The organism is Desulfoprunum benzoelyticum, from assembly GCF_014201505.1.
Classification (GTDB): domain Bacteria; phylum Desulfobacterota; class Desulfobulbia; order Desulfobulbales; family Desulfocapsaceae; genus Desulfoprunum; species Desulfoprunum benzoelyticum.
This window is the reverse complement of record NZ_JACHEO010000008.1, coordinates 1-26,460: the sequence shown is the minus strand read 5'-3', so window position 1 is coordinate 26,460 and position 26,460 is coordinate 1. Positions and strand designations below refer to the sequence as shown.

Below are 26,460 nucleotides of genomic sequence, written 5' to 3'. Positions count from 1 at the left end.
GACGATGATCACCATCCATATCAATGACCAGCCGGTCAGTGTCGAACCGGAAACGACGGTCCTCCAGGCGGCGCGGAGCCTCGGCATAGTGGTCCCGACCCTCTGCCACCATCCGGCCCTGAAGGCCTCCGGCTCGTGCAGGATCTGCGCGGTGGCGGTCGAAAAGGTCACAGGTGAGAAGACGATCATGCTGAGCTGCCTGCTCAAGGTCAAGCCGGGAATGAGGCTGTGGACGCAAGGGGCTGAAGTGCGCCAGGCGCGGACCAAGGCCCTGCTGAAATTGAACGCCATGGCCCCGATGTCGGAGCGGATCCGGCATCTCGCCGCCCAGGAAGGAATCGAGCTGCCGCCGGCACCGGACGGTTGTATCCGCTGCCGCCTCTGTATCCGGGTGTGCAAGGAGATTGTCGGCCAGGAGGCCCTGCGCATGGAGGTGGTGGACGACAGGCAGCTGGTGACCCCCGATCCCGACCGCTGCATCGGCTGCGGCACCTGCGCCAATATCTGCCCGACCCAGGCGATTACGGTGCGGGAGGACGGCGGGATGCGTACGATCTCCATCCGCGGCGAGGTCTTCGGCCGCCAGCCGCTTCTGCGCTGCCAGGGCTGCGGCAAATATTACGCCACCGAAAAGCAGATAGGGCTGATGGAGAAGCGCACCGCTCCCCATCCCCAGGTCAAGGAGCATCACAGCTACTGCGCCAATTGCGCCAAGCTCCTGTCCAACCGGCTTCAGGTCTTAGAAAAACAACCGCCACGACAACAAACCACCAACAAGCGGCAGCGGTAGGCTGCAAGCACAGCTTCGAGCGAGGAGAAATACCCATGGTTGCCAAATCAGTATTCAGTGTATGCGGGATGTGTACCGTTCGGTGTCCGATCCAGGTGACGGTCGAGGACGGCCAGGTCACGTTTCTTCAGGGAAACCCCCATGTCCCGGCGATGAAGGGGGCGGTCTGCCCGCGCGGCGCCGCCGGCAATGCCCTCATTACCGACCCGGAACGGCCCCAGACCCCGATGATCCGGGTCGGCGCCCGGGGCGAGGGCAAATGGCGCAAGGTCAGCTGGGACGAGGCCTTCGACTACGTCGCCGACAAGTTGCAGGAAATCAAGGACAAATACGGAGCCAAAGGCATCGCCCTGACCGACCGCGGCGGCCCGTTCCGCGATATGCACCGCGCCTTTCTGCGCGGCCTCGGCAGTCCCAACTACTGCAACCACGACTCCTCCTGCGCCCGCAATGTTCAGCACGCCAGTCTGTCGATCACCGGCATGGGGCGCAAGAGCGTCGCCTATGATTTCAAGAATGCCAAGCATGTCGTGCTGCAGCTGCGCAACATCTTCGAGGCGATCAACGTTCAGGAGGTCAACAACCTCATGGATGCCATGGAAAACGGCTGCAAGCTGACGGTCATCGACATCCGCGCCACGGTCACCGCCTCCAAGGCAACCCGGTACTTCCAGGTGCGGCCCGGTTCTGATTACGCCTTCAACCTGGCGGTGATCCATGAGCTGATGAAAAAACGGCTCTACGACGAGAAGTACGCCAGCCGCTATATCGAAGGATTGCGGGACCTCGAGGACTTCATCGAGCCCTACTCCCCGGAATGGGCGCAAGGGGAGACCGGCATCGCCCCGGCGGAGCTGCGCGCCTTCGTTCGCGAGCTGGTCGCCGCCAAGGGGGCGGTCATCTGGCATCCCGGCTGGATGGCGGCACGCTATCAGGATTCGTTCTACGTCTGCCGCACCGCCTACATCGTCAACGCTCTGCTCGGCTCCATCGGCGCCAAGGGCGGGATGCCGCTGGTCAGCAAGCCGGGCGATGTCGGCCGGGCCGATCTCAAGGCCTTTGTCGATCTCTACCCCAAACCGGCGGACAAGCGGGCCGACGGCCTCGGCTGGCGTTACACCCACTTCGAGGAAGGACCCGGGCTCGCCCACCTGATGTACGAGGCGATCGGCAGCGGCGACCCGTACCCGGTCAAGGCCTATATCGCCTACCGTCATGATCCGCTGATGGGCTTCCCCGACCCGGACAGCCTCAAGAAGAAGTTCGACAACCTTGACCTCCTGGTTGCGGTGACCTTCAGCTGGTCCGACACCGCCTGGTACTCCGACGTCGTCCTGCCGCTCTCCCCCTATCTCGAACGGGAGAGCGTCATCGCCACGAAGAACGCCCTGAAGCCCCAGTTCTTCGTGCGCCACCGGGCGATCGAGCCGCGTTACGACTCCAAGGCCGACTGGGAGATCGTCGGCGGCCTGGCCAAGCGCCTGGGTCTGCCCGAACTGGTGTTCGATTCCGCCGAGGACGTCTGGAACTTCCAGCTGCAGGGCACCGGCGTGGCGATCGCTGATTTCAACGCCACCGGCATGGTCAACCTCGCCGACAAGCCGATCTACCGCGATATGGACAGGCTGAAGTTCAAGACGCCGAGCGGCAAGCTCGAGATCGTCTCGGCCAAGCTCGAAAAGGCCGGCCTGCAATCACTCAAACCTTTCGAGGCCCCGGAAACACCGCCGGAGGGGATGTTCCGCCTGACGTTCGGCCGCTGCGCCCTCCACACCCAGGGGCATACGGTCAACAACCCGCTGCTGTTCGAGCAGATGTCGATCAATCCCCTGTGGATCAACTCCAAGGCCGCGGCCAAACTGGGGATCAGCGATGGCGATACGGTCGTGGTGTCGCAGCGGGATTATTCGGAAACGACGGTGGCCAAGGTCACCGACCTGATCCACCCCGAGGCGGTGTTCATCATCCACGGTTTCGGCCATAAGATTCCGATCGAGAGCCGGGCCTTCGGCAGGGGCCTCGCCGATCAGAACTTCATGCGCGGCGGCCTCGACAAATGGGATCGGGCCGGCGGCGCCATCGCCTACCAGGAGCATTTCGTCTCGGTGCGCAAGGCCTGATCCGGTAACGTTGGTCGGCGGTTACAGTACACCGAATTTTTGATACTGTTTGCAGGCAGCAAGGCTGACCCTCCTCGGGTTCCGCCTTGCTGCTTTTTTACGTTATAGACCGCTCATTTTCTGTGCCAGCTGGCGACCGCTCGCAGTCAGCAGTTGCTCCGCCATGAGTCGGCCGAGTTCGCGTGCCTGCTTCGGCTCGTTCCGCCGCATCTCTTCTAACCGGGCCAGCTCCGCCGCGTCGGCGAGAACCCTGACCTCCAGGGAATCATCACCCTGATCGCGGTGACGGGCCTCTATCAGGGCGCACACTCCCTGGACTATCGGTTCCTTGGCCGACAGCCGGCCGAGGATGTCTGCGGCGAGCCGCTGTCCTTCATCGATGATCTGGTCCGCCGTGGGGTCGGCGTGTCTGCCGGCTGCCTCGATCTCGCCGAGTTCCAGCAGATATGCGGCGCACAGGGTCACCCCGAGGTTGGCCCCCTCGTCCCTGGCAATCTTCTCCGCCTGCTGGGCCACCCGCATGATGTGGCCGATCCGGCGGAAATCGGACTTGAGGAAGCGTTTGACTTCGACCGCCACCCGGTCCTTCAGCAGGTTGTCCTGCTGGCCGACAAATTCCTCCGGCAGGGTGCCGAGACACTGCTCGGCGAACTGGCAATAGGCGGCGCAGCCGAAATCCAGGCGGGGGTTGACCATCCGGTGGCCGCAACCGCTGCATTTACGATTGGTGTCATCCTTGTAGAACTCGACCGTCCGGCCGCATTTGGGGCAGTTTTCCTCATAGATCGCCGATTCGTTCCAGAATTGCATATCTTGTCCCGGGCATTTCATGGCAGCACTCCTTGGTGATATATCCAGTGACCTTCCGGAAAGGTCGTTTCCGGAAGCGAGAAAAAGAATCCGTACCGGGGCGTGATGGGAGCGACGCCCTCTGGCATTTTGTCCAGCATAGACCGGATCCGCCGGGCGGACCTTGACATGGGTCAAGGAAATGGAAAAAAACGGCCGGGAACAGTGGGGTATTCCCGGCTTGGGAGAAGGCCTTAATCGTCGTGATCAGAAGGCGCAGTTGTCGGCGATCAGCTTGTTGACCGCCACGACCGATGGGGAATCGTCGGGGAGTTCGAGCAGGGAGCGCTTCTCCATGTCGAAGTTGAGAAGAGCCTGGTCGTCGGGAATGATCCCCACCAGCGGTATGCCGATCTCTTCGACCTCGCGCAGGAAGACCTCGTTCAGCTGCTGCGGCCCCCGGGTCACGACCAGGCCGATCTGCTTGACCTCGAGATTCAGCCCCGGCAGCATGTCGTGGATGCGGCGGACCGCCCTGAGTCCCCGCAACGAATAATCGGTGACAAGAAAGAGCGTGTCGACCTTGCCGCTGGTGCGGCGGCTGAGGTGCTCCATCCCGGCCTCGTTATCGACGACCATATACTTGTAACTTGCGGCCAGCTTGTCGGTGAACTTGTTGAGGATATTGTTGACCATGCAGTAGCAGCCCTGGCCTTCCTGCCGGCCCATGACGAGGAGATCGAATGCCGGCTTCTCGATCAGGGCCTGTTCCACCAGGGTCTCGATGTAATTGACCTTGTCCATGCCCGAAGGCACTCCCTGGGGGTCGCGCATGTAATTTTCGCGGATGTCGCCGATGGTCGACGGCACCTCCAGCCCCAGAGTCTCGCCGAGATTGCTGTTGGGGTCGGCATCGACCGCGAGGATTGGTGTTTTGCCGGTGGATGAGAGATAACGGATGACCAGGGCCGCGACGGTGGTCTTGCCGACGCCGCCCTTACCGGCGAATGCAATGATCTTGCTCATAAACGCTCCTTCTGAAGTATTGATGTGGGGGTAATATGATACGATTTATGAATATATGCACTGTTTGTCCGTTCGCCAGCACAATTTGCCGGCCCGGGACGAAGTCCGGGCCGGTTCGAGATGGGTGCGGAGGAGGAAATCAGGGGAGGGCTTCTAGGCCGCCTGTTGCCGGACCTTCTTCTTTTTTTCCTCGACCGGGGGGGCGAGGAGGGATTTGATGTGATCGATGTCGCCGACCCCGATGGTCCGGTTTCTGGCGATTCCCAGCCGTTGTTCGTTTATGCCGAGACAGAGGCCGAGAAGCTGGGGATAGAGGAGCACCGACAGGAGATCGGTCTCAGGCCCCGCCTGGGCGGCTATGTTGACCTGGGTGGTGTCGAACTGGAGGTGGCAGTATGAGCAGATCGGGGTGACGTAATCGGCCCCCGCTTCCCTGGCGCCGGTGATCTTTTCCTGCAGCAGCCTGCGGGACAGCTCGTCGTTGAGACCGGCCAGAGCGGCGCCGCAGCACTCCAGGCTGCCGCGCCAGTCGATGCTTGTCGCCCCGGTAACCCCGACGAGATCCTCGGTTATCCGCGGCACGAAGGAATCGTCAAACTGCGTGATTTCACGCGGCCGCAGGATATGGCAGCCATGGATGACGGAGAGTTTGAGGCCCTTGCAGGTGTTGACCAGCTTGTTCCTGATGGCTTCGATGCCGACATCCTCGTGAAGAACGGTGAGGTAGTGCCGTATCCGGGTGGCGCCATGATAGGTGAGGCCTTCCTTAGCCAGCAGGGTATTGAATTCGTCCTTCAGGGCACTGTCTTTTTCGAGGACATTTTTCGCCTTCTGCAGACTGGCAAAACAGCAGTTGCAGATGACGAGAATGTCGAGTCCCGCCTTTTCGGCAATTGCCATATTCCGTATGGAAGGCAGGATGTAGGCCTTCTCGTCGACGTTGCGCACCGGGTAGCCGCAGCAGTTGAATTCCGGGATCTTTACCAGTTCGATGTCGAAGATCCGGAGGACTGCCTCGGTCGAGTCGGCATACTGTTCTATCCGGACAGGGATGTTGCATCCCTGGAAAAATGCGAATTTCATGACCTGTCTCCCTCTTCGATCTTGGCAATGGCCGCGTTTTTCAGGCCGTAGAAGATATCGCACAACTCAACCTGGTTGGGGCAGTGTTCCTGGCACAGGTAGCAGGTGGAGCAACTCCAGATCATCTTCGAGCCCATGGCCAGATCGACATTGCCGATGCCGAGGCTGTAAATGATCTGATGGGGCAGAAGGCCCAGGGCCTCCCCGGGGTTGTCGAAGCTGCGGACGACCGGACAGATGTTGGTGCAGCGCTGGCAGGAATAGCAGCTCCGGTACGAGGGGTTGCTGAATTTTCCGGGCCGCGTCAGGGTGAGGGGCTGAACCATGTCCGCCAGGACCCTGAAGCTCTTTTTGAACAGCTGTTCCAGGATCTTCAGGGCCTTGAGATGATCGTCGACGCGATACTGGGCGAGGGCCAGCGGGAACGAAAAATGGCTGAGCATCGAGGTCTCGGGGATGCCGTGGGCGAGCAGGGCGTAGCGCGAGCTGACGAACAGCTCTTTCAGATTGATACCGGAAGGGCAGATATCGGTGCAGCGGTCACAGCTGGTGCAGATGTACAGCCCCTGTTGCAGCTTTTTCAGGGTGTCGGGATCGAGTTCCCTGCCGGCGGCGAGATTCTTGAGGAACTGGACCTTTTCCGAGGGCAGGATGAAGTCGTTCTGAAACGACTCGAAAAACATGTTCGACGAGCATTCCAGGCTGCAGGCGCCGCAGTGGGTGCAGGCCGACAGACCGATCATCTGCCGGGTCAGGACATTGGCCGGTTCGCCGTTCTCCTTGCCCATGATCCTGGTGATGATCAGACTGACCGGGGCGGCGATGATATGGAACATCTTCGAGAAGGGCAGCCAGGCGAGAAACGAAAGACAGAACAGGATGTGGAGGTACCAGAGAAAATTCACCGCTCCGGCATCGCCTGCGGCGGCGGCGATCGGCCCGGTGATTCTGGCCAGGCCGTAACTGACGAAGGCCGAGGTGTTGGGGGCGTGGCACTCGATGCAGCTCCTGCCGCTGATCTCCCGTCCCTGATCGACCAGGGCGGTCGTCATCTCGACCTTGCGGTGGGCGATCACGAGGCCGTTCTCCTTGACCCAGAAGGCCTCCAGCGCCTGTTGCTCCTGGTCGCCCGCGACATCGCCGTAGTCCTCGACCATCCGCTGGAAGGTCGAGTACGACGATATCTTCGCCCCTTCGAGCAGCATCCCCGAGAGAATGATGCCGCCGACGAAGATCAGGGCCGCCCAGTCGCCGGCGTAGGTCTTGAGCCGCTGCGGTCGCAGGGTGATCCGGCGGTAGACGGCGATCGTGACTCCGGCCAGGACCATCAGGCCGAACAGGTTGCGGAGGAAGAGATAGGGGTTGAGGGTCGAGACGTAGCCGCTGAAGAGCTTTTCGGTAATCAGAGAATCGAGGGCATGGAGGAAGAACAGCAGCAGAAAACCGGTGAAGATCAGGCCGTGGGCAAGCCAGCGGAGGGTGTTCTTGTTGAAGACCCGTTGCTGGAACAGCAGATCAAGGAATATGGATTTGAGGATCGTTACCAGTCTGGGACCGAAAAGCGCTCCCCCCATGGCCCTTCCCGCCGCTGCCAGGCGCTGCGGCAGGGAGGAGGATGTTGCGGGCGGGTGGATTCCTTGCGAAAACCAGACATAAAAGCGCAGAACAATACCGATGAGACAGATAGAGACGGCGACCGTCAGAAGCAGAGTGAAATTCATGACAAATCTCGATATCCTCAATCGTGTTGATGGTTAACGGAACATGGCTGGAGGGAACCAATCCATGTTTGAGCCATACCGGGTATGTATGCGGAGACGCATGAACGTTGCTGGTTGCACCGGCCGTTGCGATACCGATGACTTTAAAGCGCCGGCGGGCGACAGATTGATAACGGGAGAAATTTTCATTGCTGCTTCGCCGCCGGGCCAGCGGTCGAAAGGTAAGGCCCGGAAGCCGGGGAGGCAATCCCCGTTTATGCCGGTGTTGGTTGCCGGGAGGTCAGCCTTTGATAGCGAAACAGGTGACCTTCGATTCCCCCGGTAGACATTGTCCGACCGGGACGATGTCCCGGTTGAATGTGACGCAATCGCCAACGGTTCTCCAGAAGGCGCTCAAGTCGTTCGCTTCTTTTCATTCTCCGGCGACAATCCGACCGGATTCCTGTCCACTGTGATTTCCATGACATAATCCTGTGGTGAAAGAGAGGAGGAATGAAGGGATGAAGTATCATATCCAGTCTAACGGGAGAAAGGCGGTTGTACAATATAAAAGACGTGCTCGGCACACCCGGGGGATATTTTTGCAAATGAAACTCTGAGGGTGTTTCGGACTGGTTTCTCCGGGGAAAAATGATTGGCAGGCCCTCTTGCGGGCGCGACCTTTGAATTGGGGCAGGTTTTTCAGTTCCCGCTGGTTTTCTTTCTCGACCTTTGCCCCGGAACGGGATACAGTTTGTCTGGGAACGGCCGGGACGGGTTGAGAAAATCGTTTCATCCGGTGCTCGGTTGATCATAGTCAACTGCAGGTTATTGCGCCGTTTGGCAGTACATCTTCAAGGATGATGCATGGCACGGGGGAATGATGTGGCATGTGCAGGTGAATCCTTTCCCTTGTTAGCCGTAACGGGTTGCTGGTCAGCGATACCTGTTTCCGGGAGGTGTCTGCAGTTTACAGGATCGGGCGATTTCCGTCTCTCGATGACCGTCTTTGTGTGGTCGCAGGTCTGTGAGACAGGGGCCCGTGGTGTCCTTTTGTCGTGTTCCCTCTCATCCGGGTCTGCTGGTTCTGTCTGGTGCGGGGTACAGCACTGTCTGAGGGAAATTTCAAGTGATGTGTTGATTTCCTCGATGAGGTCAAGCAGGTTTTGAACAATCTTCAGCTGGAGCATGTGGATATGGAAAATCAGATGGAAGAAGTGCTGGAAGGCATCTATCAGAAAACGGTGGCGCACGGTGATAACATAATCACCGTGCTGCAGGAGATCCAGAATGCGTTCGGATATGTCCAGGAGGAAACGGTGAACTGGTTCTCGGCGAGGACCAACATCCCGGCCTCGAAGTTCTACGGCGTCATTACCTTTTATTCCCAGTTTCACATGACCCCACGCGGTAAGAACATCATCACCGTCTGCTCCGGGACGGTATGCCACGTCAAGGGGGCCTCCAGGATCATCTCGCGGATCCGTGACGACCTGAAACTCGCAGAGGACAAGCCGACCACCAAGGACATGCTGTTTACGTTGGAAAACGTCAACTGTGTCGGGGCCTGCAGCATCGCCCCGGTTGTCGTCGTCAACGAGAAGGTTTTCGGTAAGATGAATCCGGAGAAGATCTCCAAAACCCTCAAAACCTATAAGGAATAACACCGTGAATGGCGAAATAATAGTCAATGTGTGCATGGGCACCGGCGGCATCGCGGCGGGTGCCGAGATGGTGATGAAGGCGTTCCAGGATGAATTTGCCGCTGCCGGGCTCGAAAACGCCACCGTCCAGAACCGCTGCAAACTGCACAAGGTCGGTTGCCGCGGCTTCTGCGCCAAGGACGTCCTGGTCGACATCAGCGTCGACGGCGAGGTCTCGACCTACCAGTTCATCCAGGAGGATATGGTTAAACGGTTGGTCAGGGAACATGTCGTCGGCGGCAAGCCGATCAGAGAGTGGATGGCCGGCGACGACTACCATGTCTTCCACGACAACCAGACCAAGGTCATCCTCCACGATCTCGGCAAGATCAATCCGGAATCGATCGACGACTACATCGGCGTCGAGGGCTACACCGCGGCGAAGAAGGCCCTTATGACGATGACCGCCGAGGAGGTCGTCAACGAAGTCAAGAACTCCGGCCTGCGCGGCCGCGGCGGCGGTGGTTTTCCGACCGGGCTCAAGTGGAGTCTCTGCGCCGCCAACGAGGCGGACCAGCGCTATGTCATCTGCAACGCCGACGAGGGCGATCCCGGCGCCTTCATGGATCGTTCGATGGTGGAGGGCAATCCCCACGCGGTGATCGAGGGCATGATCATCACCGCCTATGCGATCGGTGCCACCCGCGGCTACGTCTATATCCGGGCCGAATATCCGCTGGCCGTCCAGCGACTGCGCATTGCCCTTGATCAGGCCCGTGAGCGGGGCTTTCTCGGCGAGAAGCTGTTCGGGACTTCGTTCGAATTCGACATCAAGATCAAACTCGGCGCCGGGGCCTTCGTCTGCGGCGAGGAGACCGCCCTGATCGCCTCGATCGAGGGCGAACGCGGCATGCCGCGGGCCAAGCCGCCGTTCCCCGCCAACAAGGGGTTATGGGGTAAGCCGACGATCATCAACAACGTCGAGACGCTGGCCAATCTGCCGCCGATCATCAACAAGGGGGCCGAGTGGTTCGCTTCGATCGGTTCGGAAAAGAGCAAGGGTACGAAGGTCATCGCCCTGACCGGCAAGATCAGGAACACCGGCCTCATCGAGATCCCGATGGGTATGCCGCTGAAAGACATCATCTTCAAGATAGGCGGCGGCATCGAGGGCGACAAGCTGTTCAAGGCGGTGCAGACCGGCGGACCATCCGGCGGCTGTATCCCGCAGCAGTTCATCGACCTGCCGGTCGATTACGAGGGCCTGAAATCGGTCGGTTCGATGATGGGTTCCGGCGGTATGGTCGTGCTCGACGAAACCGACTGCATGGTCAACATCGCCAAGTTCTTCCTGACCTTCACCCAGGAGGAGAGTTGCGGCAAGTGCGTTCCCTGCCGGATCGGCACCAAGCGTCTGCTTGAGATCCTGACCCGGATCACCGAAGGCAAGGGCAAGAAGGGGGATATCGAGTTGCTCCAGGAACTTGCCGAAGACGTCCGCGATTCGAGCCTCTGCGGTCTCGGAATGTCGGCACCGAACCCCGTCATCAGCACCATCAAGTATTTCCGCCATGAGTACGAGGCCCATATCAACCGCAAGAAATGCCCGGCCAAGGTCTGCAACAAGCTGCTGACCTTCTTCATCCGCCCCGACCAGTGCGTCGGCTGCGGCATGTGCGCCAAGGCATGTTCGGTGAAGGCCATCTCCGGCGATCTGAAGCAGCCGCACCGTATCGATAACGCCCTCTGCATCAAATGCGGATCATGCTATGATGTCTGTAAATTCAACGCAGTTGTAAAGGATTAACCTATGATCAGCCTGACGATTGACGATAAGAAAATTGAGGCGCCGCACGGTGCGACCGTCCTGGAAGCAGCCCGTCTGGCCAAGATTGATATCCCGACCCTCTGCCATGACCCGCGGATGAAGCCCTTCGGAGCCTGCCGGCTCTGCATTGTGGATATTGCCGGGTTGCCGCGGCCGGTCACCTCCTGTACAACCCCGGCAACCGAAGGGATGGTGGTGACGACATCGAGTCCCCGGTTGGAGCGTCTGCGCAAGACCACGGTGGAATTGCTGCTCTCCGATCACCCGAACGACTGCATGGTCTGTATCCAGGCCGGGGATTGCAGTCTCCAGGATCTGGCCTACCGCTACGGCATCCGCGACAACCGCTTCAGCGGCGCAGTCCGCCAGCACAAGCGGGTCGACAACAACCCTTTCATCCTCCGCGACCAAGACAAGTGCGTCCTCTGCGGTCTCTGTGTCAGGGTCTGCGATGAGGTCCAGGGCGTCGGGGCGATCGGCTATGCCAACCGCGGTTTCGAGTCGGATATATGCCCGCCGTTCAAGAAGGACCTCAACTGCGAGTTCTGCGGTCAGTGCGTCTCCGTCTGCCCGACCGGGGCCCTGACGGCCAAGATGTGGGTCGGCCAGCCCCGTCTGGATGGTCTCCAGCCCACCGAGACGACCTGCACCTACTGTGGCTGCGGTTGCAACGTCACCCTGCACACCCACGGCAACAAGGTCGCCCGGGTCTCGTCCCGCTCCGACAATCATAACCGCGGCTGGCTGTGCGTCAAAGGCCGCTTCGGTTACGATTTCATCAACAGCCCCGAGCGATTGACGACTCCGCTGATCCGCCGCCAGAAGGGTGGCGCGCTCGAGCCGGCCGGCTGGGACGAGGCCCTCGATCTGATCACCTCCCGGCTGCAGTCGGTGAAGGAACAGTACGGTCCCGACGCCATTGGCGGTCTGGCCTCGGCCCGCTGCACCAATGAGGAAAACTACCTCTTCCAGAAACTGCTGCGGGCGGGAATCGGCACCAACAATGTCGATCACTGCGCCAGATACTGACACAGTGCGACGGTGGCCGGTCTGGCCACCAAGTTCGGTTCCGGCGCAATGACCAATTCGGTCGAGGGGATCTCCCGCAACGATGTCCTCTTCGTCATCGGTTCCAACACCACCGAGAATCACCCGATCATCGGCCTCAGGATGAAGGAGGCTGTGGCGGGCGGCGCCCAGCTGATCGTCGCCGATCCCCGCCGCATCCCGCTGGTCAAGTTCGCGACGCTGTGGCTGCGCCACAGGCCGGGGACCGATTCGGTCCTGTTGAATGCAATCATGAACGTTATCCTGGCCGAAGGGCTCGAGGACAAGAAATTCATCGCCGACCGGACCGAAGGCTATGCCGAGTTTGTCGAGTCCCTGGCAACGTTCACCCCCGAGTTCGCCGAGGGCGTGACCGGGGTCGCCGCCGACGATATCCGCAAGGCGGCACGGATCTACGCCGGCGCCGGCAATGCCGGTATCTACTACGCCATGGGCATCACCCAGCACACCATGGGGACCAACAACGTCATGGCCGTTGGCAACCTGGCGATGCTGACCGGCAACCTCGGCAAAGACGCCGCCGGCGTCAACCCGCTGCGCGGCCAGAACAATGTCCAGGGCGCCTGCGACATGGGCTGCCTGCCGGGCGACTACCCCGGCTACCAGAAGGTCAGCAATCCTGCGGTACAGGCCAAGTTCGAGAAGGCCTGGGGCAAGTCGCTGTCGCCGAAGCCGGGACTGACCGCCAGCGAGATGACCGGGGCGATGCTTTCCGGCGATCTCAGGGCAATGTACATTTTCGGAGAGAATCCGGCTTTGTCCGATCCGAACATGTCGCATTCGATCAAGGCCTTCAAGGCCCTCGATTTCCTGGTGGTTCAGGATATCTTCCTGACCGAGACGGCGGAACTGGCCGACGTCGTCCTGCCCGGCGCCTCGTTTGCCGAGAAGGATGGTACCTTTACCAGTTCGGAGCGCCGGGTGCAGAGGGTCCGGCCGGCCATCGCCTCACCGGGCGAGGCGAAGAACGACCTTGCCATCATCCATGAGGTCTACAAGCGGATCGACCCGGCAGCGGCGGCCTTCGACGTTGCCGCGGCCGAGCTGTTCGCCGAGGCGGCCTCCCTGTGGCCCGGAATTGCCGGGATGCAGTATGATCGTCTCGAAGGCGATGGCTTGCAGTGGCCCTGCCCGACGGTCGATCATCCCGGGACCTCGTACCTGTTTCAGGAAACCTTTCCCAGGGAGGGCGGCAAGGCCCTGTTCTCCAATGTGCCGTACGTTGTGTCGGACGAGCTGCCCGACAGCGAATATCCTTTCCTGCTGACGACAGGCAGGGAGTTGTTCCATTATCATACCGGAACGATGACGAGGAAATCGAAGGGGCTCAACGCCGCAGCATCCGAACCGTTTATCGAGATCAATCCCGCCGATGCCGCGGTACTCGGGATCAGTGATGCGGAGCTGCTGTCGGTCAGTTCCCGGCGCGGCAGTATCAAGGTGAAGGCGCGGGTTTCGGATATCGTTCCGGCTAAGGTGGTCTTCATCCCGTTCCATTATAAAGAGGCGGCGGCGAATATGCTGACGAGCGACGCCCTCGACCCGATCAGCAAGATCATGGAAGCCAAGGTCTGCGCGGTACGGGTGGAAAAACAGGCAGCCTGATCCGGTAGGCAACAACAGGCTGACAATCCGGGGACTGGTTCTGCTCTGAACCGGTCCCCTTTTTTTCGGCGACATGCTGGACAATCGGCTCAATCTGTATGATCTTCTTGAGAAGATGACTGGTTACATGATCAACTCAGGCGAACGAGAAAGCGGGAAGGAAGTGTGAGTACGGGAATCGAAAGCATTGTTTTGAAGTGTGGAGCAAGGACAATCACGGATTGTAGCAGCATCATTCTGGTGCCGAAGATCGCCATCGCCGAGCCTGGCTATATCAGGACGATGACCGTCAAAGAATCCGCCCATGTTAAACATGAGTTTCATACGATGGCCCAGATGGCGTATTTCCAGTTTCAGGATGGCGAACTGGAGATTACACCGCTGGATGGCAGTCTACGTGTTTCAGGGCGAGGGGATGCTGAGGAACTGGTTGCCGGACTGGCGCTCTACCGGGATACGGAGGGGCGGTTTTACGCCCTGATGCACGATGGACAGGACGGCAAAAAATTGATTGAAGCGGCCTATCGCTTCTGTACCCGATGGATCCGGTTGGATATCTGACAATGAAGTGAAAAGACCGGCGGATTAATTATATAGCCGTGGAGGCTCAGTGCAAAAGGTCGTTGTTTTTCAGCAAAATGGCAGTGGTGAACGGAAGGTCGCCGGGGTCAGGGAGCATGGCTCCGATATCGTCAGAATCGAGACCGTGGCGATCGATGGCGCCCTGCCGCCTGTGATCGATGATGCTCGAGGTTATCTTCCGGACAAAATCGACGCCGATCTCGTTCTTGATTATCTGCGCCATCAGGACCTCTCGCATGACCTTGTGGCGATGTGCGTCGAACAGGGGATTCCGGTGGTTTCCTCGGGCAAGAAGCGAACGGGCCGGCAGGTGATGATTCCGCCCACCTGATGCGGTCTTCCGAGGCAGGATTGTCTCGGTCCCTATGGTGAGCGGTTCGGCGCACCCGAACTCGAGGTCGAAGTCGAGAGCGGGAGGATCGTGGAGGTGACGGTGGTGCGGGGGGCCCCCTGTGGGGCCACCTGGGATGCCGCGAAAAAACTGGTTGGTTCCCCGGTGGACGAGGCGGAACGAATCATCGGCCTTGAGGTCCAGTATTTCTGTTCCGCCAACCCGGCGGGGTGGGACCCTATTTACGGCCAGAGTCCGGTTCATTTCGCCGGTAAGATCCACAGCAAGGCGATGAAGGACGCGCTGGCGCGACTGGCCGGGATATGATCTCCGCCCCTGGAGGGGCGGAGCGTTTGGTTACCAGTTTTTACCGAGCAGTTCGAAATATCCCCGTGGCCGGACGCATGCGGGACACTTGGTGGGGGGTTCCGCCCCCGTGTGGAGGTACCCGCAACCGAGGCATTTCCATACCGTCCCCTCCGGGCGGGAGAATATCCTTCCGACGCTGATGTTTTCCGCCAGTTCGCGGAATATCCGCTCATGGTGCCGTTCGGCGACACTGATGGCATCGAAGGTCTCGGCGGCCCGCGTCATTCCTTCTTCCCTGGCGATCTCGGCAAAGAGCCGGTACATTGTGCCGTGGACGTAAAGCTCGAGTTCGGCCGAGGAGAGCAGGTTCGAACGGGTGTCTTCGATGACGCCGGCGGGAAATGGCCAGGAAATCTCCAGTTCGCCGCCGTTGAAGAACTTGAAGAACCGCAGCGCGTGCTCGTATTCCTGTTCCGCTGTCTCATCGAAAATCCGAGCGATCTGGATATAATTTTCCTCCCTGGCCCGGCCTGCGAAAAAATTATAGCGGGTTCGGGCCTGGGCCTCGGCGGAAAAGGAAATAAGCAGGTTTTTCGCCGTTCTGCTGTCACGAAAAGGCATTGGCTTTTTCCGGTATCGTGATTATTCTTCTATAATTATGGCTTCGGCCCCGCATTCGCGAGCGGCCCGCCGGACGATGTCCTCGAGGTGAGGGGGGATAGTGTCGAGTTTGACGATGGAAAGAAGTTGGTTCTCGTCATACTCGAAAATCTCGGGGCAGAGTTTGTTGCAGTTTCTGTCTCCCATGCATTCTTTGGTGATCGTAGCCTTCATGTTCGTCTCCTAGTTCGGGTTGATCGTGATAGCTCCGGTTAATCCGGTAACATTGCCTGTACAATACCACTTGTTGTAATAGTCTTATCGGTCCGGGTGGCATCCGTCAAATCAAATTTTCCTGTTGTGGATATCTGTTCTCTCGCCGGATGTACACATATGGTTTGATGCGTCTGTCGGTTACCCGACGAAAAGCGGGATTTCTGAGAGGATATATATGTCTGGTTTTGCCAATGCGATGGAAGTGTTCAGTCTGCTCGACCGGAGCAATTGCCGCCGATGCGGAGAAAAGACCTGTATGGCCTTTGCCGGTGCGGTCTTCCTGGGGATGAAAGCGCTTTCCGCCTGCCCGAAGCTCGACGCGGAGACCTGTGCCCGTTACGGCGACAGGGTCTCGCTGGATCAGGAGAAGGAAGAGCAGGCCCTCTCCGTCCTGATTGACAAGGTTCGCAGGCTTGATCCGGTCGAAACGGCGGCGCGCACGGGGGGAAAGCTGTCCAGAGGAAGTATCGTTCTCAAAGTACTGGGAAAGGATTTCGGTATCGATGCCGCCGGCAACTTTGTTACCGATATCCATGTCAACAACTGGGTCGTCGTGCCCTTTCTCACCTATCTTCTGCAGTGTTCTGGGGAACAGCCGTCAGGAACATGGATCGCGTACCGCGAGATCGCCGGGGGAAGGGAGCGTTATCCGTTGTTTCAGAAGCGGTGCGAGGACGTGATGAAACAGGTGGCGGATACCTGGCCCGACCTTTTTGATGACATTGTCCATCTGTTCGGTGGTGAACGGGTGGCTGCGCAGTTCGATGCCGATATCTCCGTGGTCCTCAGGCCGTTGCCGAAAGTGCCGGTCATGATCTGCTACTGGAAGCCGGCGGAAGGGCTGGCATCGGAGCTCAATGTCTTTTTCGATGCCACCGTGGAAAGGTTTCTTGATGCCGGAGCGGTCTTCAATCTGGGGGCGGGATTGGCGCGGATGTTCGAGGTGCTGGCCCAGCGTCATGGCTTTGTCCTTCCGGCTGAATGATTCCGTTCGAAATCTCTCTTGTCTTCAGGTTGATGGGTGAGTTTCCTCCCTCCCACCGGCTGATCCGGCTGGTAAGCTGGTGAAATGTTCGGCGTACTGAACAACCGTACATTTTGTGGCCGATGGAAATAAAAAAGATTGTCATTGCGTGGGAGATCAATGATAATGAATGTTAGCTGAAGAGCGTTCACCGATGGTTTTTCTCAATGTTTTACTCTGATTACGTCCCTTACAATTCGCTCGCAGGTCGAGTACACAATGGCGGCAGTGGCGAAACTGTCAGGGCCGGTCTGAAGGAGGATCTTGTTTTGACCGAACAGAGCCATAAACAGGACGCAGGGAACAGAATCGGATCAGTACTGGTTGTCGGCGCCGGAATTGGCGGCATGCAGGCAGCCCTTGATCTGGCGGGAAGCGGTTTCATGGTTCATCTGATCAACGATGAGCCATCCATCGGCGGGACGATGTCCAGACTGGACAAGACCTTCCCCACCGGCGACTGCGCGATGTGCATGATCTCGCCGCGGATGGTCGAGAGCAGCCGCCATCCCAACATCCGGATGCACACCCTGGCCCGGGCCACGAAGGTCGAGGGCCGGGAAGGCAATTTCACGGTAACGATAACCGAGAAGGCCAGGTACGTCGATGCCGAGAGGTGCACCGGATGCGGCGCCTGCGAGGCTGAATGTCCGTCCAGGGTCGCCAACATCTTCAATCTGGGGCTTGACCGGCGCAAGGCCATCTATGCCCTGTTTCCGCAGGCGGTGCCGAACACCCGGGCGATCGATGCCGAGCACTGCCTCTTTCTCACCCGTGGGGTCTGTCGCAAGTGTGAAAAGGTCTGCGATGCCAACGCCATCAATTTCGATGATTCTGACAAAGAGTATGAGCTGAAGGTCGGTTCGATCATCCTTACCCCCGGCCTGAAGACCTATGATCCGGCAATCCGGCAGGAACTAGGGTATGGACGGCTGCAGAATGTCGTCACCTCCCTCCAGTTCGAGCGGCTGCTGTCGGCCTCCGGTCCCTGCGGCGGGGTGGTGGCCAGACCCTCCGACGGCGGCCATCCCAAACGGCTGGCCTGGATCCAGTGTGTCGGCTCCCGCAACGCCCACAATGCCAACCCCTGGTGCTCATCGGTCTGCTGCATGTATGCGGCCAAGCAGTCGATCATCGCCAAGGAGCACGATCCGGAGGTTGACGCCACCGTCTTCTACATGGAACTCAGGGCCTTCGGCAAGGACTTCGACAAGTATATCGACAAGGCCAAGTTCGACAGCGGGGTCAAATACCGGCGGGCGATGATCTCCGAGATCATTGAGGTCCCGGAGACGAAGAATCTGCTGATCCACTCGGTCGATGAAGAGGGGCGGCTCGTCAACGAAGAATTCGACATGGTCATCCTCTCCATCGGCTTCGAACCCCGGCCGGATGCCCTCGAATTGGCGCAGATCTTCGGTATTGCCACCGACCAGTACGGTTTTGCCCAAACTTCGAAACTGGCGCCGGTCGCCACCAGCCGCCCCGGCATCTATGTTGCCGGCACCTACCAGGGACCGAAGGATATTCCGGAAACCGTCATCCAGGGTAGCGGTTCGGCGGCCCAGGCCATGGCCCTGCTCGGCGGGAGTCGGGGCAGTGAGATCGAGGAGACCGTGCTGCCGGCCGAGCGGGATATCGTCGGGGAAGAGCCGCGGGTCGGGGTCATCGTCTGCCACTGCGGCGTCAATATCGCCGGCACCGTCGATGTCGCGAAGGTCGCCGAGGTCGCCAGTCACCAGCCCGGCGTGACCCATGCCGAAACCATCATCTATGCCTGCGCTCCGGACGGTCAGCAGAAGATCCGCGATCTGATCAGGGAAAAAGGTTTGAACCGGGTGGTTGTCGCCTCCTGCACCCCGCGCACCCATGCGCCGCTGTTCCAGGACACCATCCGCGAGGAGGGGCTGAACAGGTTTCTTTTCGAACTGGCCGATATCCGGGAACAGTGTTCCTGGTGCCATATGAACGACAAGGAGAAGGCGACGGCCAAGGCGATCGAGATCGTCAATATGAACGTGGCCAAGACCCGTCTGCTTGAACAGGTTACGTCCAACGCCGTCGGCGTGACCCACGCGGCCCTGGTCATCGGTGGCGGCATCGCCGGCATGACCGCCTCGCTGTCCCTGGCCGAACAGGGCTATGATGTGCATCTGGTGGAGCGGCAGAATACCCTTGGCGGCTTGCTGAGCCAGGTCCGACGAAATCTCGAGGGCGACGATGTTCAGGCCTATCTTGTTGATGTCAGGAATAAAATTGCGCAGAATGAGCGGATTGCCGTCCATCTCGGGGTGTCGGTGGACAACACCGAGGGCTTTGTCGGCAATTTCAACACCCGCCTGACCGATGGGACTGTTTTTTCGCACGGAGCCATCGTCCTCGCCAGCGGCGGCACCGAGTATGCGCCGACGGAGTACGGCTACGGCAGTTCGCCGGGGATCATGACCCAGCGTGAACTCGAGTCGTGGCTGGCCGCCAGCGAACCGAAGGTGAGCGATCGGTTCGTGATGATCCAGTGCGTCGGGTCGCGTGAGGAGCCGGCCAACTACTGTTCGCGGATCTGCTGCCAGGACGCGCTGAAGAACAGTATCGCCATCAAGGAGCGGCAACCTGAGGCCCAGGTCGTCGTGCTCTATCGCGATCTGCGGGCCTACGGCTTGAAAGAGGATTATTATCGTCAGGCACGTGATCTCGGCGTCCTGTTCTTCCTGTATGTGCCGGAGCGCAAACCGGAGATCATCGTCGACGGCAATGGCTTCAAGGTGCGGATCGACGGCAGGGTCCTCGGCGGCGAGATGGAGATCGATGCCGACTATCTGATTCTTTCCACCGGCCTGCGGCCCCAGGAGGATGCCCAGCAGCTGTCGCAGACCTATAAACTGACCCGCAACGGCGACGGCTATTTCATGGAGGCCCACGTCAAGCTGCGGCCGGTCGATTTTCCCAGTGAAGGACTGTTCCTTGCCGGTCTGGCCCATGCCCCGAAGAACCTCGAGGAGACCATCAGCCAGTCGCTGGCCGCCGCCGGGCGGGCGGGGACCCTGCTGTCCCGTGACAACCTGACGGTTTCAGGGATTATCGCCAAGCATGATCGTGATATCTGCATGTCCTGCCTGGCCTGTTTCCGGGCCTGTCCCTTCGGGTCGCCGTTTATCGACGAGGACGGCCGGGTAAGCCACAACGAGGTGAAATGCACCGGATGCGGGATCTGCGCCGGCATCTGTCCGGCCAAGGCCTTCCAGGTCAACTGCTTCCGTGACAACCAGATTCTGGCGATGATCGATTCGGTAACCGGCGCCGACTAACATACAGAGGAAGGAATCAACCAATGACAGCTGATGGTGAAAAGATCGAGGAACGGCAGAGTCCGGAAAAACCTTGCGAGATTCCCCCGGACTGGAAGGCGAACATCATTGCTTTCGCCTGTCATTACTGCGCCTTCGCCGCCGCCGATCTGGCCGGGGTAATGCGCCTTTCGTACCTCCCCAACTCCAAGGTCATCCGCCTGCCCTGTACCGGCAAGCTTGATCACATCTACGTATTACGCGCCTTCGAGCGCGGCATTGACGGGGTTTTTGTCGCCGGCTGACTCGAGGGCCAATGCCATTTCCTGGAAGGAAATACCAATGCGGCCAAACGGGTGAAACGTCTGAAGGGGCTGCTGCGCACAATCGGGATCAATCCCGAGAGATTGCAATTTTACAATCTCTCGGCCGCCATGGGACCGCGCTGGGCCGAAATCTGCAATGAATTTACCGAAAAGATCATTGCGTTGGGGCCCTCACCCATCTGGCTGGCCCGACAGAAAAAGAAGGAGTCGCTCAAGCATGGCGAGTAGCGGAGCCGTCGTCGACAGCCCACCGATCCTGCGTGCCTAACGAACAAGGAGTCATACGACCATGATAGTTGGAGAACAGAAACCGCTCGAAGAAATCTGGGAGATGGTCAAAGTACATAAGCAGCTGACGGTGTTCGGCTGCAACACCTGTGTTGCGGTGTGCCATCAGGGAGGCAACAAGGAGGCCGGAATCCTCGCCTCGCTGCTGCGGATGAAGGCCACCCAGGAGGAGGTCGATATCGAAATTGTCGACAGCGGCATCGAGCGCCAGTGCGAGCACGAATTCTTCGAATCGGTCCGTGACCTGATGAACAGATCGGAGGCGGTACTCAGCCTGGCCTGCGGCATCGGGGTCCAGTTTGTGGCGACGAAATATCAGACACTGCCGGTCTATCCGGCCCTGAACACCACCTTCCTCGGCGACGTCATCGCCGTCGGTCATTTTACCGAGAAATGCCAGGCCTGCGGCGATTGCGTCCTCGGGCTCACCGGCGGCGTCTGTCCGGTCAGCCGCTGCTGCAAGCGTCTGATGAATGGTCCGTGCGGCGGGTCGTCGAACGGCAAGTGCGAGATTTCCAAAGAGATCGACTGCGCCTGGCAGCTGATCGTCGACCGTCTCGAGGCCCTGGGGCGCCTCGACGACTACGAAAAGATCCCCCCTCTCAAGGACTGGTCGAAGGACAGAGCCGGCGGACCCCGGTCATTCAAGCTGGAGGACATGTAACCGTGGACCTGAAAACCAACAGCAGACTGGAAAAGGTTTTGAAGAGTGGTCAGCTGGCCGTCACCAGTGAGTGCGGTCCGCCCCGGTCGAGTGCCCCGGAAGGGATCATCAAGAAGGGCAACCTGATCAAGAATCATGTCGACGCCATCAACATCACCGACAACCAGACTTCGGTGACCCGGCTGTGCAGCCTTGCCGCCTGCGTCCACCTGAAGTTGCAGGGGCTCGATCCGGTCCTGCAGATGGTGGTACGCGACCGCAACCGCATCGCCCTGCAGAGCGACATTCTTGGCGCCGCCTCCTTCGGCATCAACAACGTCCTCTGTCTGTCCGGCGACCACCAGAGCTTCGGCGACAACCCGCAGGCCCAGAATGTCTTCGATCTCGACTCGATGCAGCTGGTGCAGACGGTGCGACGGATGCGCGACGAGGGCAGGTTCCTCAGCGGCGATGAGATCAAGGTGCCGCCGAACATGTTCGTCGGGGCGGCGGCCAACCCCTTCGCCGACCCGTTCAAGATCAGGGTGCCGCGCCTGGCGAAGAAAATTGCGGCCGGGGCCGAGTTCATCCAGACCCAGTGTATCTACAATGTCGAAAAGTTTGAACTGTGGATGCAGGGCGTGCGTGACCGCGGCCTTCACGACAAGGTCTTCATCCTCGCCGGCATCACCCCGATGCGTTCCGTCGGTATGGCCAAGTATCTCCGCAAATCGGTGCCGGGCATGGATGTCCCGGAGGAGTTGATCAAGAGGTTGTCGGGGGTCGAAAAAGAGAAGCAGGCGGCCGAAGGCATAACCATCGCCGTCGAGACCATCCAGCGTCTCAAAGAGGTCAAGGGGGTGGCTGGTTTCCACGTCATGGCCATCGAATGGGAAGAGAAGGTGCCGGAGATTGTCGAGCGGGCCGGGTTGTTCCCGCGGCCGGTCATCGATTGATCGTTTCGTCGCCCTGTTGACAAGGGGTGGCATCACAGGTGAGGGAAGATATGTGTCAGATGCGTGTTGTCGTTGAGAAGGAAGGGAAGGAAGAAGTCATGTTCGAAAACGTGACCCGATTGGATGTGATCGAGCAAGGAATTGCCGTCGCCACCCTGTTTGAAGGATCGCGGGAAATTGTCGGGGCGGCCCTCCGACGTATTGATTTCCTTGGAGGAAAGGTCTATCTGTCGCTCAGTTGAGGGGCAGGGGAATACTCGACCTGATAAAATTCTATTCTGTTTGGAGATATCACGTGGGAAATACTGAAAAGATACGAATTCTGCTGCAGCACTGGATTGATCACAACAAGGAACATGCCGCCGAGTATGAGAAATGGCAGGAAACCTTGGTGGATGACGGGTTGGCGCCGATTGCCGGCTATATCAGCGCCGCGGTGGGCGAGATGCAGAAGGTCAACGAGTTTCTTCATAAAGCGCTTGAGGAGGCCGGAGGTGGAGAGGAGAATTCCGGTCACCACCACCATGGCGACCACCACCATCATCATCACTGATAGGACGCGTCGCCGTCATTCAGGAACGACAGGGTCCTGGCTGCCGCAGTCAAACGCTGCGGCGGTCAGGGCCCTGTTTCATTGTACCGGCAGGGCAGTTATCCTTCCGAATCGATCAGAATATCGTCTAATTGCTCTTCTTCGACCAGGTCTACACTCTTCCCTTGATCGCGTTGCCGGTGGGCCGGTCGTCACCCTCCAACCAGACGGGAAGGGAGAGAAAATCAACATCAGTGTAAAAATTATTGGCAATTGATGGTTTCTCTGGGTATAATAACAGGTTTATTCTTGGTTGTTGAACCGATTGGAAGCGCGGTTCGTCTGGCATTTTTGTAGATATCCAAGAATTTCGTCAGATTCTGGCGGAATGCCTGAGCGGGGGCCACCCCGGTTGCAGATCTCCCTGAAGCCCTGCTGGGGCCAAAGAAAGTATCCTCATTCCTGAGTCTGGTTGTGTCTCATTGTCAGTTGACGAAGGGGTTGCAGTAAACTGTAACTCTTTTCTGTTTTAATCCCCGCCGCCTTTTGCAGCGGGGCAAACCCGATCCGGTTGCGACAAGCGGTAGAGGACAATAATCATGAATAAAGATTTAACAAAAGTGCGGAATATCGGTATCAGTGCCCATATCGATTCGGGAAAGACGACCTTGACCGAACGTATCCTTTATTATACCAACAGGATACATGCCATCCACGAGGTTCGCGGCAAGGACGGCGTCGGGGCGAAGATGGATTCGATGGAACTGGAGAAAGAGCGGGGTATCACCATCCAGTCTGCGGCCACCTTCTGTTCCTGGAAGGATATCGATATCAATATCATCGATACCCCCGGCCATGTCGATTTTACCGTTGAGGTCGAACGGGCCCTGCGGGTTCTCGACGGGGCGATCCTGGTTCTGTGCTCCGTCGGCGGGGTCCAGTCGCAATCGATCACGGTCAACCGCCAGATGACCCGTTACCGGGTCCCGCGTATCGCCTTCGTCAACAAGTGCGACCGGACCGGCGCCAATCCGGAGAGGGTGACCCGGCAGCTGCGGGAGAAACTCAACCTCAACGCCCATATGCTGCAGTTGCCGATCGGCCTGGAAGGCGACCTGGTCGGGATGGTTGATCTGGTGAAGATGCAGGCCATCTACTTCGATGGCGACAACGGCGAGAAGATGCGTTACGAGGCCATTCCGGCCACCATGGCGGAGGAGGCCGAAGAAAAGCGTCAGGCGCTGCTCGAGGAGGTCTCGATGTTCTCCGAAGAGTTGATGGAGGCCGTTCTCGAAGGCGGCGACATCGATCCCGCCCTGATCTACGATGCCGTACGCAAGGGGACCATCAATCTCGAGTTCACCCCGGTCTTTGTCGGCTCGGCTTATAAGAACAAGGGTATCCAGCTGCTTCTCGACGCGGTCGAGGCCTACCTGCCCTGCCCCACCGATGTCGAGAATACCGCCCTCGATCTGAAAAACAACGAGGCCGAGTTCAAGGTCACCAATAACCCCGCCGATCCCCTCGTCATGCTGGCCTTCAAGCTTGAGGATGGCCGCTATGGGCAGTTGACCTATGTCCGGACCTATCAGGGCCAGGTTCGAAAGGGCGACACCATTTACAACAGCCGTACCGGCAAGAAGGTCAAGATCGGTCGCCTTGTCCGCATGCACGCCGACGAGATGGAGGAGATCGAGGAGTGCGGTTCCGGCGATATCGTCGCCCTGTTCGGCATCGACTGTGCTTCCGGCGACACCTTTACAAACGACCAGATTTCCTGCTCGATGAGTTCGATGCACATTCCAGAGCCGGTCATCTCGCTGGCAGTCATTCCGGTCGACAACAAGGCTCAGATCAACATGTCCAAGGCCCTCAACCGTTTCACGAAGGAGGATCCGACCTTCAAGACCTTCGTCGATCATGAGACCGGCGAGACGATCATCTCCGGTATGGGCGAACTCCATCTCGAGGTCTATATCGAGCGGATGAAGCGGGAATACAAGGCCGAGGTCGAGGTCGGCGCGCCCCAGGTTGCCTACCGCGAGACGATCACCGGCAGGGCCGATTTCAACTACACCCACAAAAAGCAGACCGGCGGTTCCGGGCAGTTCGGTCGGGTCGCCGGCTATATCGAGCCCCTGGAAGAGGGTGAGTATGAATTTGTCGACAAGATCGTCGGCGGCGTCATCCCCCGTGAGTTCATCCCCTCCTGCGACAAAGGTTTCCAGAAGAGCGTCGAAAAAGGGTCGCTCTGCGGCGCGGCGATTACCAGCGTCCGCTGCGTCATCAACGACGGCGCCTTCCATGCCGTCGACTCGTCCGATATCGCCTTCCAGCTGGCCGCCATCGGCGCCTTCAAGGAAGCATACATGAAGGCCAAACCGGTTATACTGGAGCCGATCATGAAGGTCGCGGTTGAAGGACCGTCCGAATTCCAGGGTGCGGTCATGGGCAGCATCAACCAGCGCCGGGGTATGATTATAGGTTCGATGGAAGAGGGCAATTATACGGTGGTCGAGGCCGAGGTGCCGCTTTCCGAGATGTTCGGCTACAGCACGACGCTGCGCTCCCTGACGCAGGGCAAGGCGGAATTCACGATGGAATTCGCGACCTTCAAACCTGTGCCGAAGGGTGTCAGCGAGGAACTGGTAAAGAAATACCAGGAAGAGAAAAAGAACGGTTGATCTGTGCTGCCGGAGATTCTACATAGAAATCATCGACGATGGTGTGGCGGAATCCTGGTTGGCGGCGGCAGTCGAACAATGAAGAGGAAAGAGGTGAGTGTATGGGTGACAATTCTGTGAAAGTCAACAATCCGATCCGGGCCCTCGGCCTGGACAACAAGGCCGGCGAGGGGCTGCAGAGCATGGGCCTGGTCATTTCCCGTGCCGGTCTCGGCAAGACCGCGATACTGGTCCAGTTCGCTCTGGACTGCATGCTGCTCGGCAACAAGGTGCTCCATGTCTCCATCGGCCAGAGCGTCGATAAGACCAGGAAATGGTACGACGATATCCTGTCGATGCTGACCGATGGGGAGAAGATCGAATCGATTCCCGAGATCATGCGCAACCGGATGATCATGACCTTCAAGGAGAGCGCGTTTACGAAGGCCAAGCTCCAGGAGCGGCTGGACGATCTGGTCAAGCAGGATATCTACAAGCCGGAATGCCTGATTATCGACGGCTATGACTTCGAGCATAACGATTATGCCTCGATGGTCGAACTCCGCGGGTTCATGGGGCAGCATGGCCTGAAGATGATCTGGTTTTCGGCGGTAAGCCACCGTGAGGATAAACGCGTCAGCGCCAACGGTGTCCCGGCGCCCTGCCATGAGGTCGACGATCTCTTCGACATCGTGCTCATCATCAAGCCGGAGGGTGAGGCGATGAAGCTCGATATCCTCAAATGCGACGACTGTGCGGTCCATCCCGGCACCAGCCTCGGTCTCGATCCGGCGACGATGCTGATTCAGAAAAACTGATCTCCAACCTCCGACGGGTTGCAGACGGAATGCGATGAAGACAAAAAAAGCGGCCACCCTTCACGGTGAGCCGCTTTTTTTTTTCTGATTACCATCGAACTTCAGCCAGCTTGAGCAGGCGCTGCGGGACCGGCTGAGTTTGTAAGGCTATATAGGTTAACCGATCAACCATTGTA

At 58.9% G+C, this 26,460-nt stretch carries 22 protein-coding genes; 16 read left to right on the top strand and 6 right to left on the bottom strand.

What is annotated here, in order from left to right:
• The first annotated feature begins 4 nt into the window (after positions 1 to 4).
• Together HNQ81_RS08330 and HNQ81_RS08325 are read left to right on the top strand one after the other, a co-directional pair.
• On the top strand, positions 5 to 790 hold the full coding sequence (locus tag HNQ81_RS08330; RefSeq protein WP_183350271.1) for a 2Fe-2S iron-sulfur cluster-binding protein: 786 nt from the start codon (positions 5 to 7) through the stop codon (positions 788 to 790).
• Positions 791 to 825: 35 nt separating this feature from the next.
• Positions 826 to 2,910, top strand: coding sequence for a molybdopterin-dependent oxidoreductase (locus tag HNQ81_RS08325; RefSeq protein WP_183350269.1), 2,085 nt, complete (start codon positions 826 to 828; stop codon positions 2,908 to 2,910).
• Positions 2,911 to 3,012: 102 nt separating this feature from the next.
• Here the strand turns inward: HNQ81_RS08325 and HNQ81_RS08320 are convergent, their stop codons facing one another.
• The 4 genes from HNQ81_RS08320 to HNQ81_RS08305 form a co-directional block, all read right to left on the bottom strand.
• Entirely contained in the window at positions 3,013 to 3,720 is a 708-nt protein-coding gene (locus HNQ81_RS08320) for an HD domain-containing protein (protein ID WP_205240241.1), read from the bottom strand.
• A gap of 246 nt (positions 3,721 to 3,966) precedes the next feature.
• Positions 3,967 to 4,725, bottom strand: a complete 759-nt coding sequence (locus HNQ81_RS08315; protein ID WP_183350265.1) for an ATP-binding protein — start codon at positions 4,723 to 4,725, stop codon at positions 3,967 to 3,969.
• A 153-nt stretch (positions 4,726 to 4,878) separates the two neighbouring features.
• The gene (locus HNQ81_RS08310; RefSeq protein ID WP_183350263.1) at positions 4,879 to 5,808 is read right to left on the bottom strand and encodes a CoB--CoM heterodisulfide reductase iron-sulfur subunit B family protein; all 930 of its coding nucleotides are present in this window, start codon (positions 5,806 to 5,808) and stop codon (positions 4,879 to 4,881) included.
• Positions 5,805 to 7,529 (bottom strand): 4Fe-4S dicluster domain-containing protein, encoded by a 1,725-nt coding sequence (locus tag HNQ81_RS08305; RefSeq protein ID WP_183350262.1) that lies wholly within the window; start codon positions 7,527 to 7,529, stop codon positions 5,805 to 5,807. Before HNQ81_RS08305 ends, HNQ81_RS08310 begins: the two co-directional genes overlap by 4 nt.
• A 1,175-nt stretch (positions 7,530 to 8,704) precedes the next feature.
• Here HNQ81_RS08305 and HNQ81_RS08300 point away from each other — a divergent pair.
• From HNQ81_RS08300 to dfsP, 5 genes are all read left to right on the top strand, one after another.
• Positions 8,705 to 9,172, top strand: coding sequence for an NADH-quinone oxidoreductase subunit NuoE family protein (locus HNQ81_RS08300; RefSeq protein WP_205240240.1), 468 nt, complete (start codon positions 8,705 to 8,707; stop codon positions 9,170 to 9,172).
• A 4-nt stretch (positions 9,173 to 9,176) separates the two neighbouring features.
• Positions 9,177 to 10,958 carry an NADH-quinone oxidoreductase subunit NuoF gene (gene nuoF / locus HNQ81_RS08295; RefSeq protein ID WP_337833434.1) on the top strand — a complete coding sequence of 594 codons (1,782 nt, stop codon included), beginning with the start codon at positions 9,177 to 9,179 and terminating at the stop codon, positions 10,956 to 10,958.
• Positions 10,959 to 10,961: 3 nt separating this feature from the next.
• The gene (gene fdhF, locus HNQ81_RS08290) at positions 10,962 to 13,652 is read left to right on the top strand and encodes a formate dehydrogenase subunit alpha (RefSeq protein WP_183350260.1); all 2,691 of its coding nucleotides are present in this window, start codon (positions 10,962 to 10,964) and stop codon (positions 13,650 to 13,652) included.
• Between the two features lie 165 nt (positions 13,653 to 13,817).
• A complete protein-coding gene (locus HNQ81_RS08285) occupies positions 13,818 to 14,213 on the top strand; it encodes a hypothetical protein (protein ID WP_183350257.1) in 396 nt (131 codons plus the stop codon).
• 49 nt (positions 14,214 to 14,262) lie between these two features.
• The gene (gene dfsP / locus HNQ81_RS08280) at positions 14,263 to 14,892 is read left to right on the top strand and encodes a DUF166 family (seleno)protein DfsP (protein ID WP_267461795.1); all 630 of its coding nucleotides are present in this window, start codon (positions 14,263 to 14,265) and stop codon (positions 14,890 to 14,892) included.
• A 30-nt stretch (positions 14,893 to 14,922) separates the two neighbouring features.
• Here dfsP and rbr read toward each other — a convergent pair whose 3' ends face one another.
• Entirely contained in the window at positions 14,923 to 15,495 is a 573-nt protein-coding gene (gene rbr, locus HNQ81_RS08275) for a rubrerythrin (RefSeq protein ID WP_183350255.1), read from the bottom strand.
• A 21-nt stretch (positions 15,496 to 15,516) separates the two neighbouring features.
• Entirely contained in the window at positions 15,517 to 15,708 is a 192-nt protein-coding gene (locus HNQ81_RS08270) for a ferredoxin (RefSeq protein WP_183350253.1), read from the bottom strand.
• A 217-nt stretch (positions 15,709 to 15,925) separates the two neighbouring features.
• Here HNQ81_RS08270 and HNQ81_RS08265 point away from each other — a divergent pair, with 217 nt between their 5' ends.
• The 9 genes from HNQ81_RS08265 (at position 15,926) to HNQ81_RS08230 (ending at position 26,284) form a co-directional block, all read left to right on the top strand.
• Complete coding sequence (locus tag HNQ81_RS08265) at positions 15,926 to 16,735, top strand: DUF3786 domain-containing protein (RefSeq protein WP_183350251.1); 810 nt, start codon at positions 15,926 to 15,928, stop codon at positions 16,733 to 16,735.
• Positions 16,736 to 17,043: 308 nt separating this feature from the next.
• Complete coding sequence (locus tag HNQ81_RS08260; protein ID WP_240191721.1) at positions 17,044 to 20,079, top strand: FAD-dependent oxidoreductase; 3,036 nt, start codon at positions 17,044 to 17,046, stop codon at positions 20,077 to 20,079.
• Positions 20,080 to 20,102: 23 nt separating this feature from the next.
• Positions 20,103 to 20,612 (top strand): hydrogenase iron-sulfur subunit, encoded by a 510-nt coding sequence (locus tag HNQ81_RS17560; protein ID WP_183350247.1) that lies wholly within the window; start codon positions 20,103 to 20,105, stop codon positions 20,610 to 20,612.
• 61 nt (positions 20,613 to 20,673) lie between these two features.
• The gene (locus HNQ81_RS17310) at positions 20,674 to 21,336 is read left to right on the top strand and encodes a methylenetetrahydrofolate reductase C-terminal domain-containing protein (protein WP_205240238.1); all 663 of its coding nucleotides are present in this window, start codon (positions 20,674 to 20,676) and stop codon (positions 21,334 to 21,336) included.
• Between the two features lie 2 nt (positions 21,337 to 21,338).
• The gene (locus HNQ81_RS08250) at positions 21,339 to 22,271 is read left to right on the top strand and encodes a methylenetetrahydrofolate reductase (RefSeq protein ID WP_205240237.1); all 933 of its coding nucleotides are present in this window, start codon (positions 21,339 to 21,341) and stop codon (positions 22,269 to 22,271) included.
• A 50-nt stretch (positions 22,272 to 22,321) separates the two neighbouring features.
• A complete protein-coding gene (locus HNQ81_RS08245; RefSeq protein ID WP_183350244.1) occupies positions 22,322 to 22,513 on the top strand; it encodes a CooT family nickel-binding protein in 192 nt (63 codons plus the stop codon).
• A gap of 53 nt (positions 22,514 to 22,566) precedes the next feature.
• Positions 22,567 to 22,824, top strand: a complete 258-nt coding sequence (locus tag HNQ81_RS08240) for a DUF8180 domain-containing protein (RefSeq protein ID WP_183350242.1) — start codon at positions 22,567 to 22,569, stop codon at positions 22,822 to 22,824.
• Positions 22,825 to 23,402: 578 nt separating this feature from the next.
• The gene (gene fusA / locus HNQ81_RS08235; RefSeq protein ID WP_183350241.1) at positions 23,403 to 25,487 is read left to right on the top strand and encodes an elongation factor G; all 2,085 of its coding nucleotides are present in this window, start codon (positions 23,403 to 23,405) and stop codon (positions 25,485 to 25,487) included.
• Between the two features lie 101 nt (positions 25,488 to 25,588).
• On the top strand, positions 25,589 to 26,284 hold the full coding sequence (locus tag HNQ81_RS08230; RefSeq protein ID WP_183350239.1) for a hypothetical protein: 696 nt from the start codon (positions 25,589 to 25,591) through the stop codon (positions 26,282 to 26,284).
• The last annotated feature ends 176 nt before the right edge of the window (positions 26,285 to 26,460 follow it).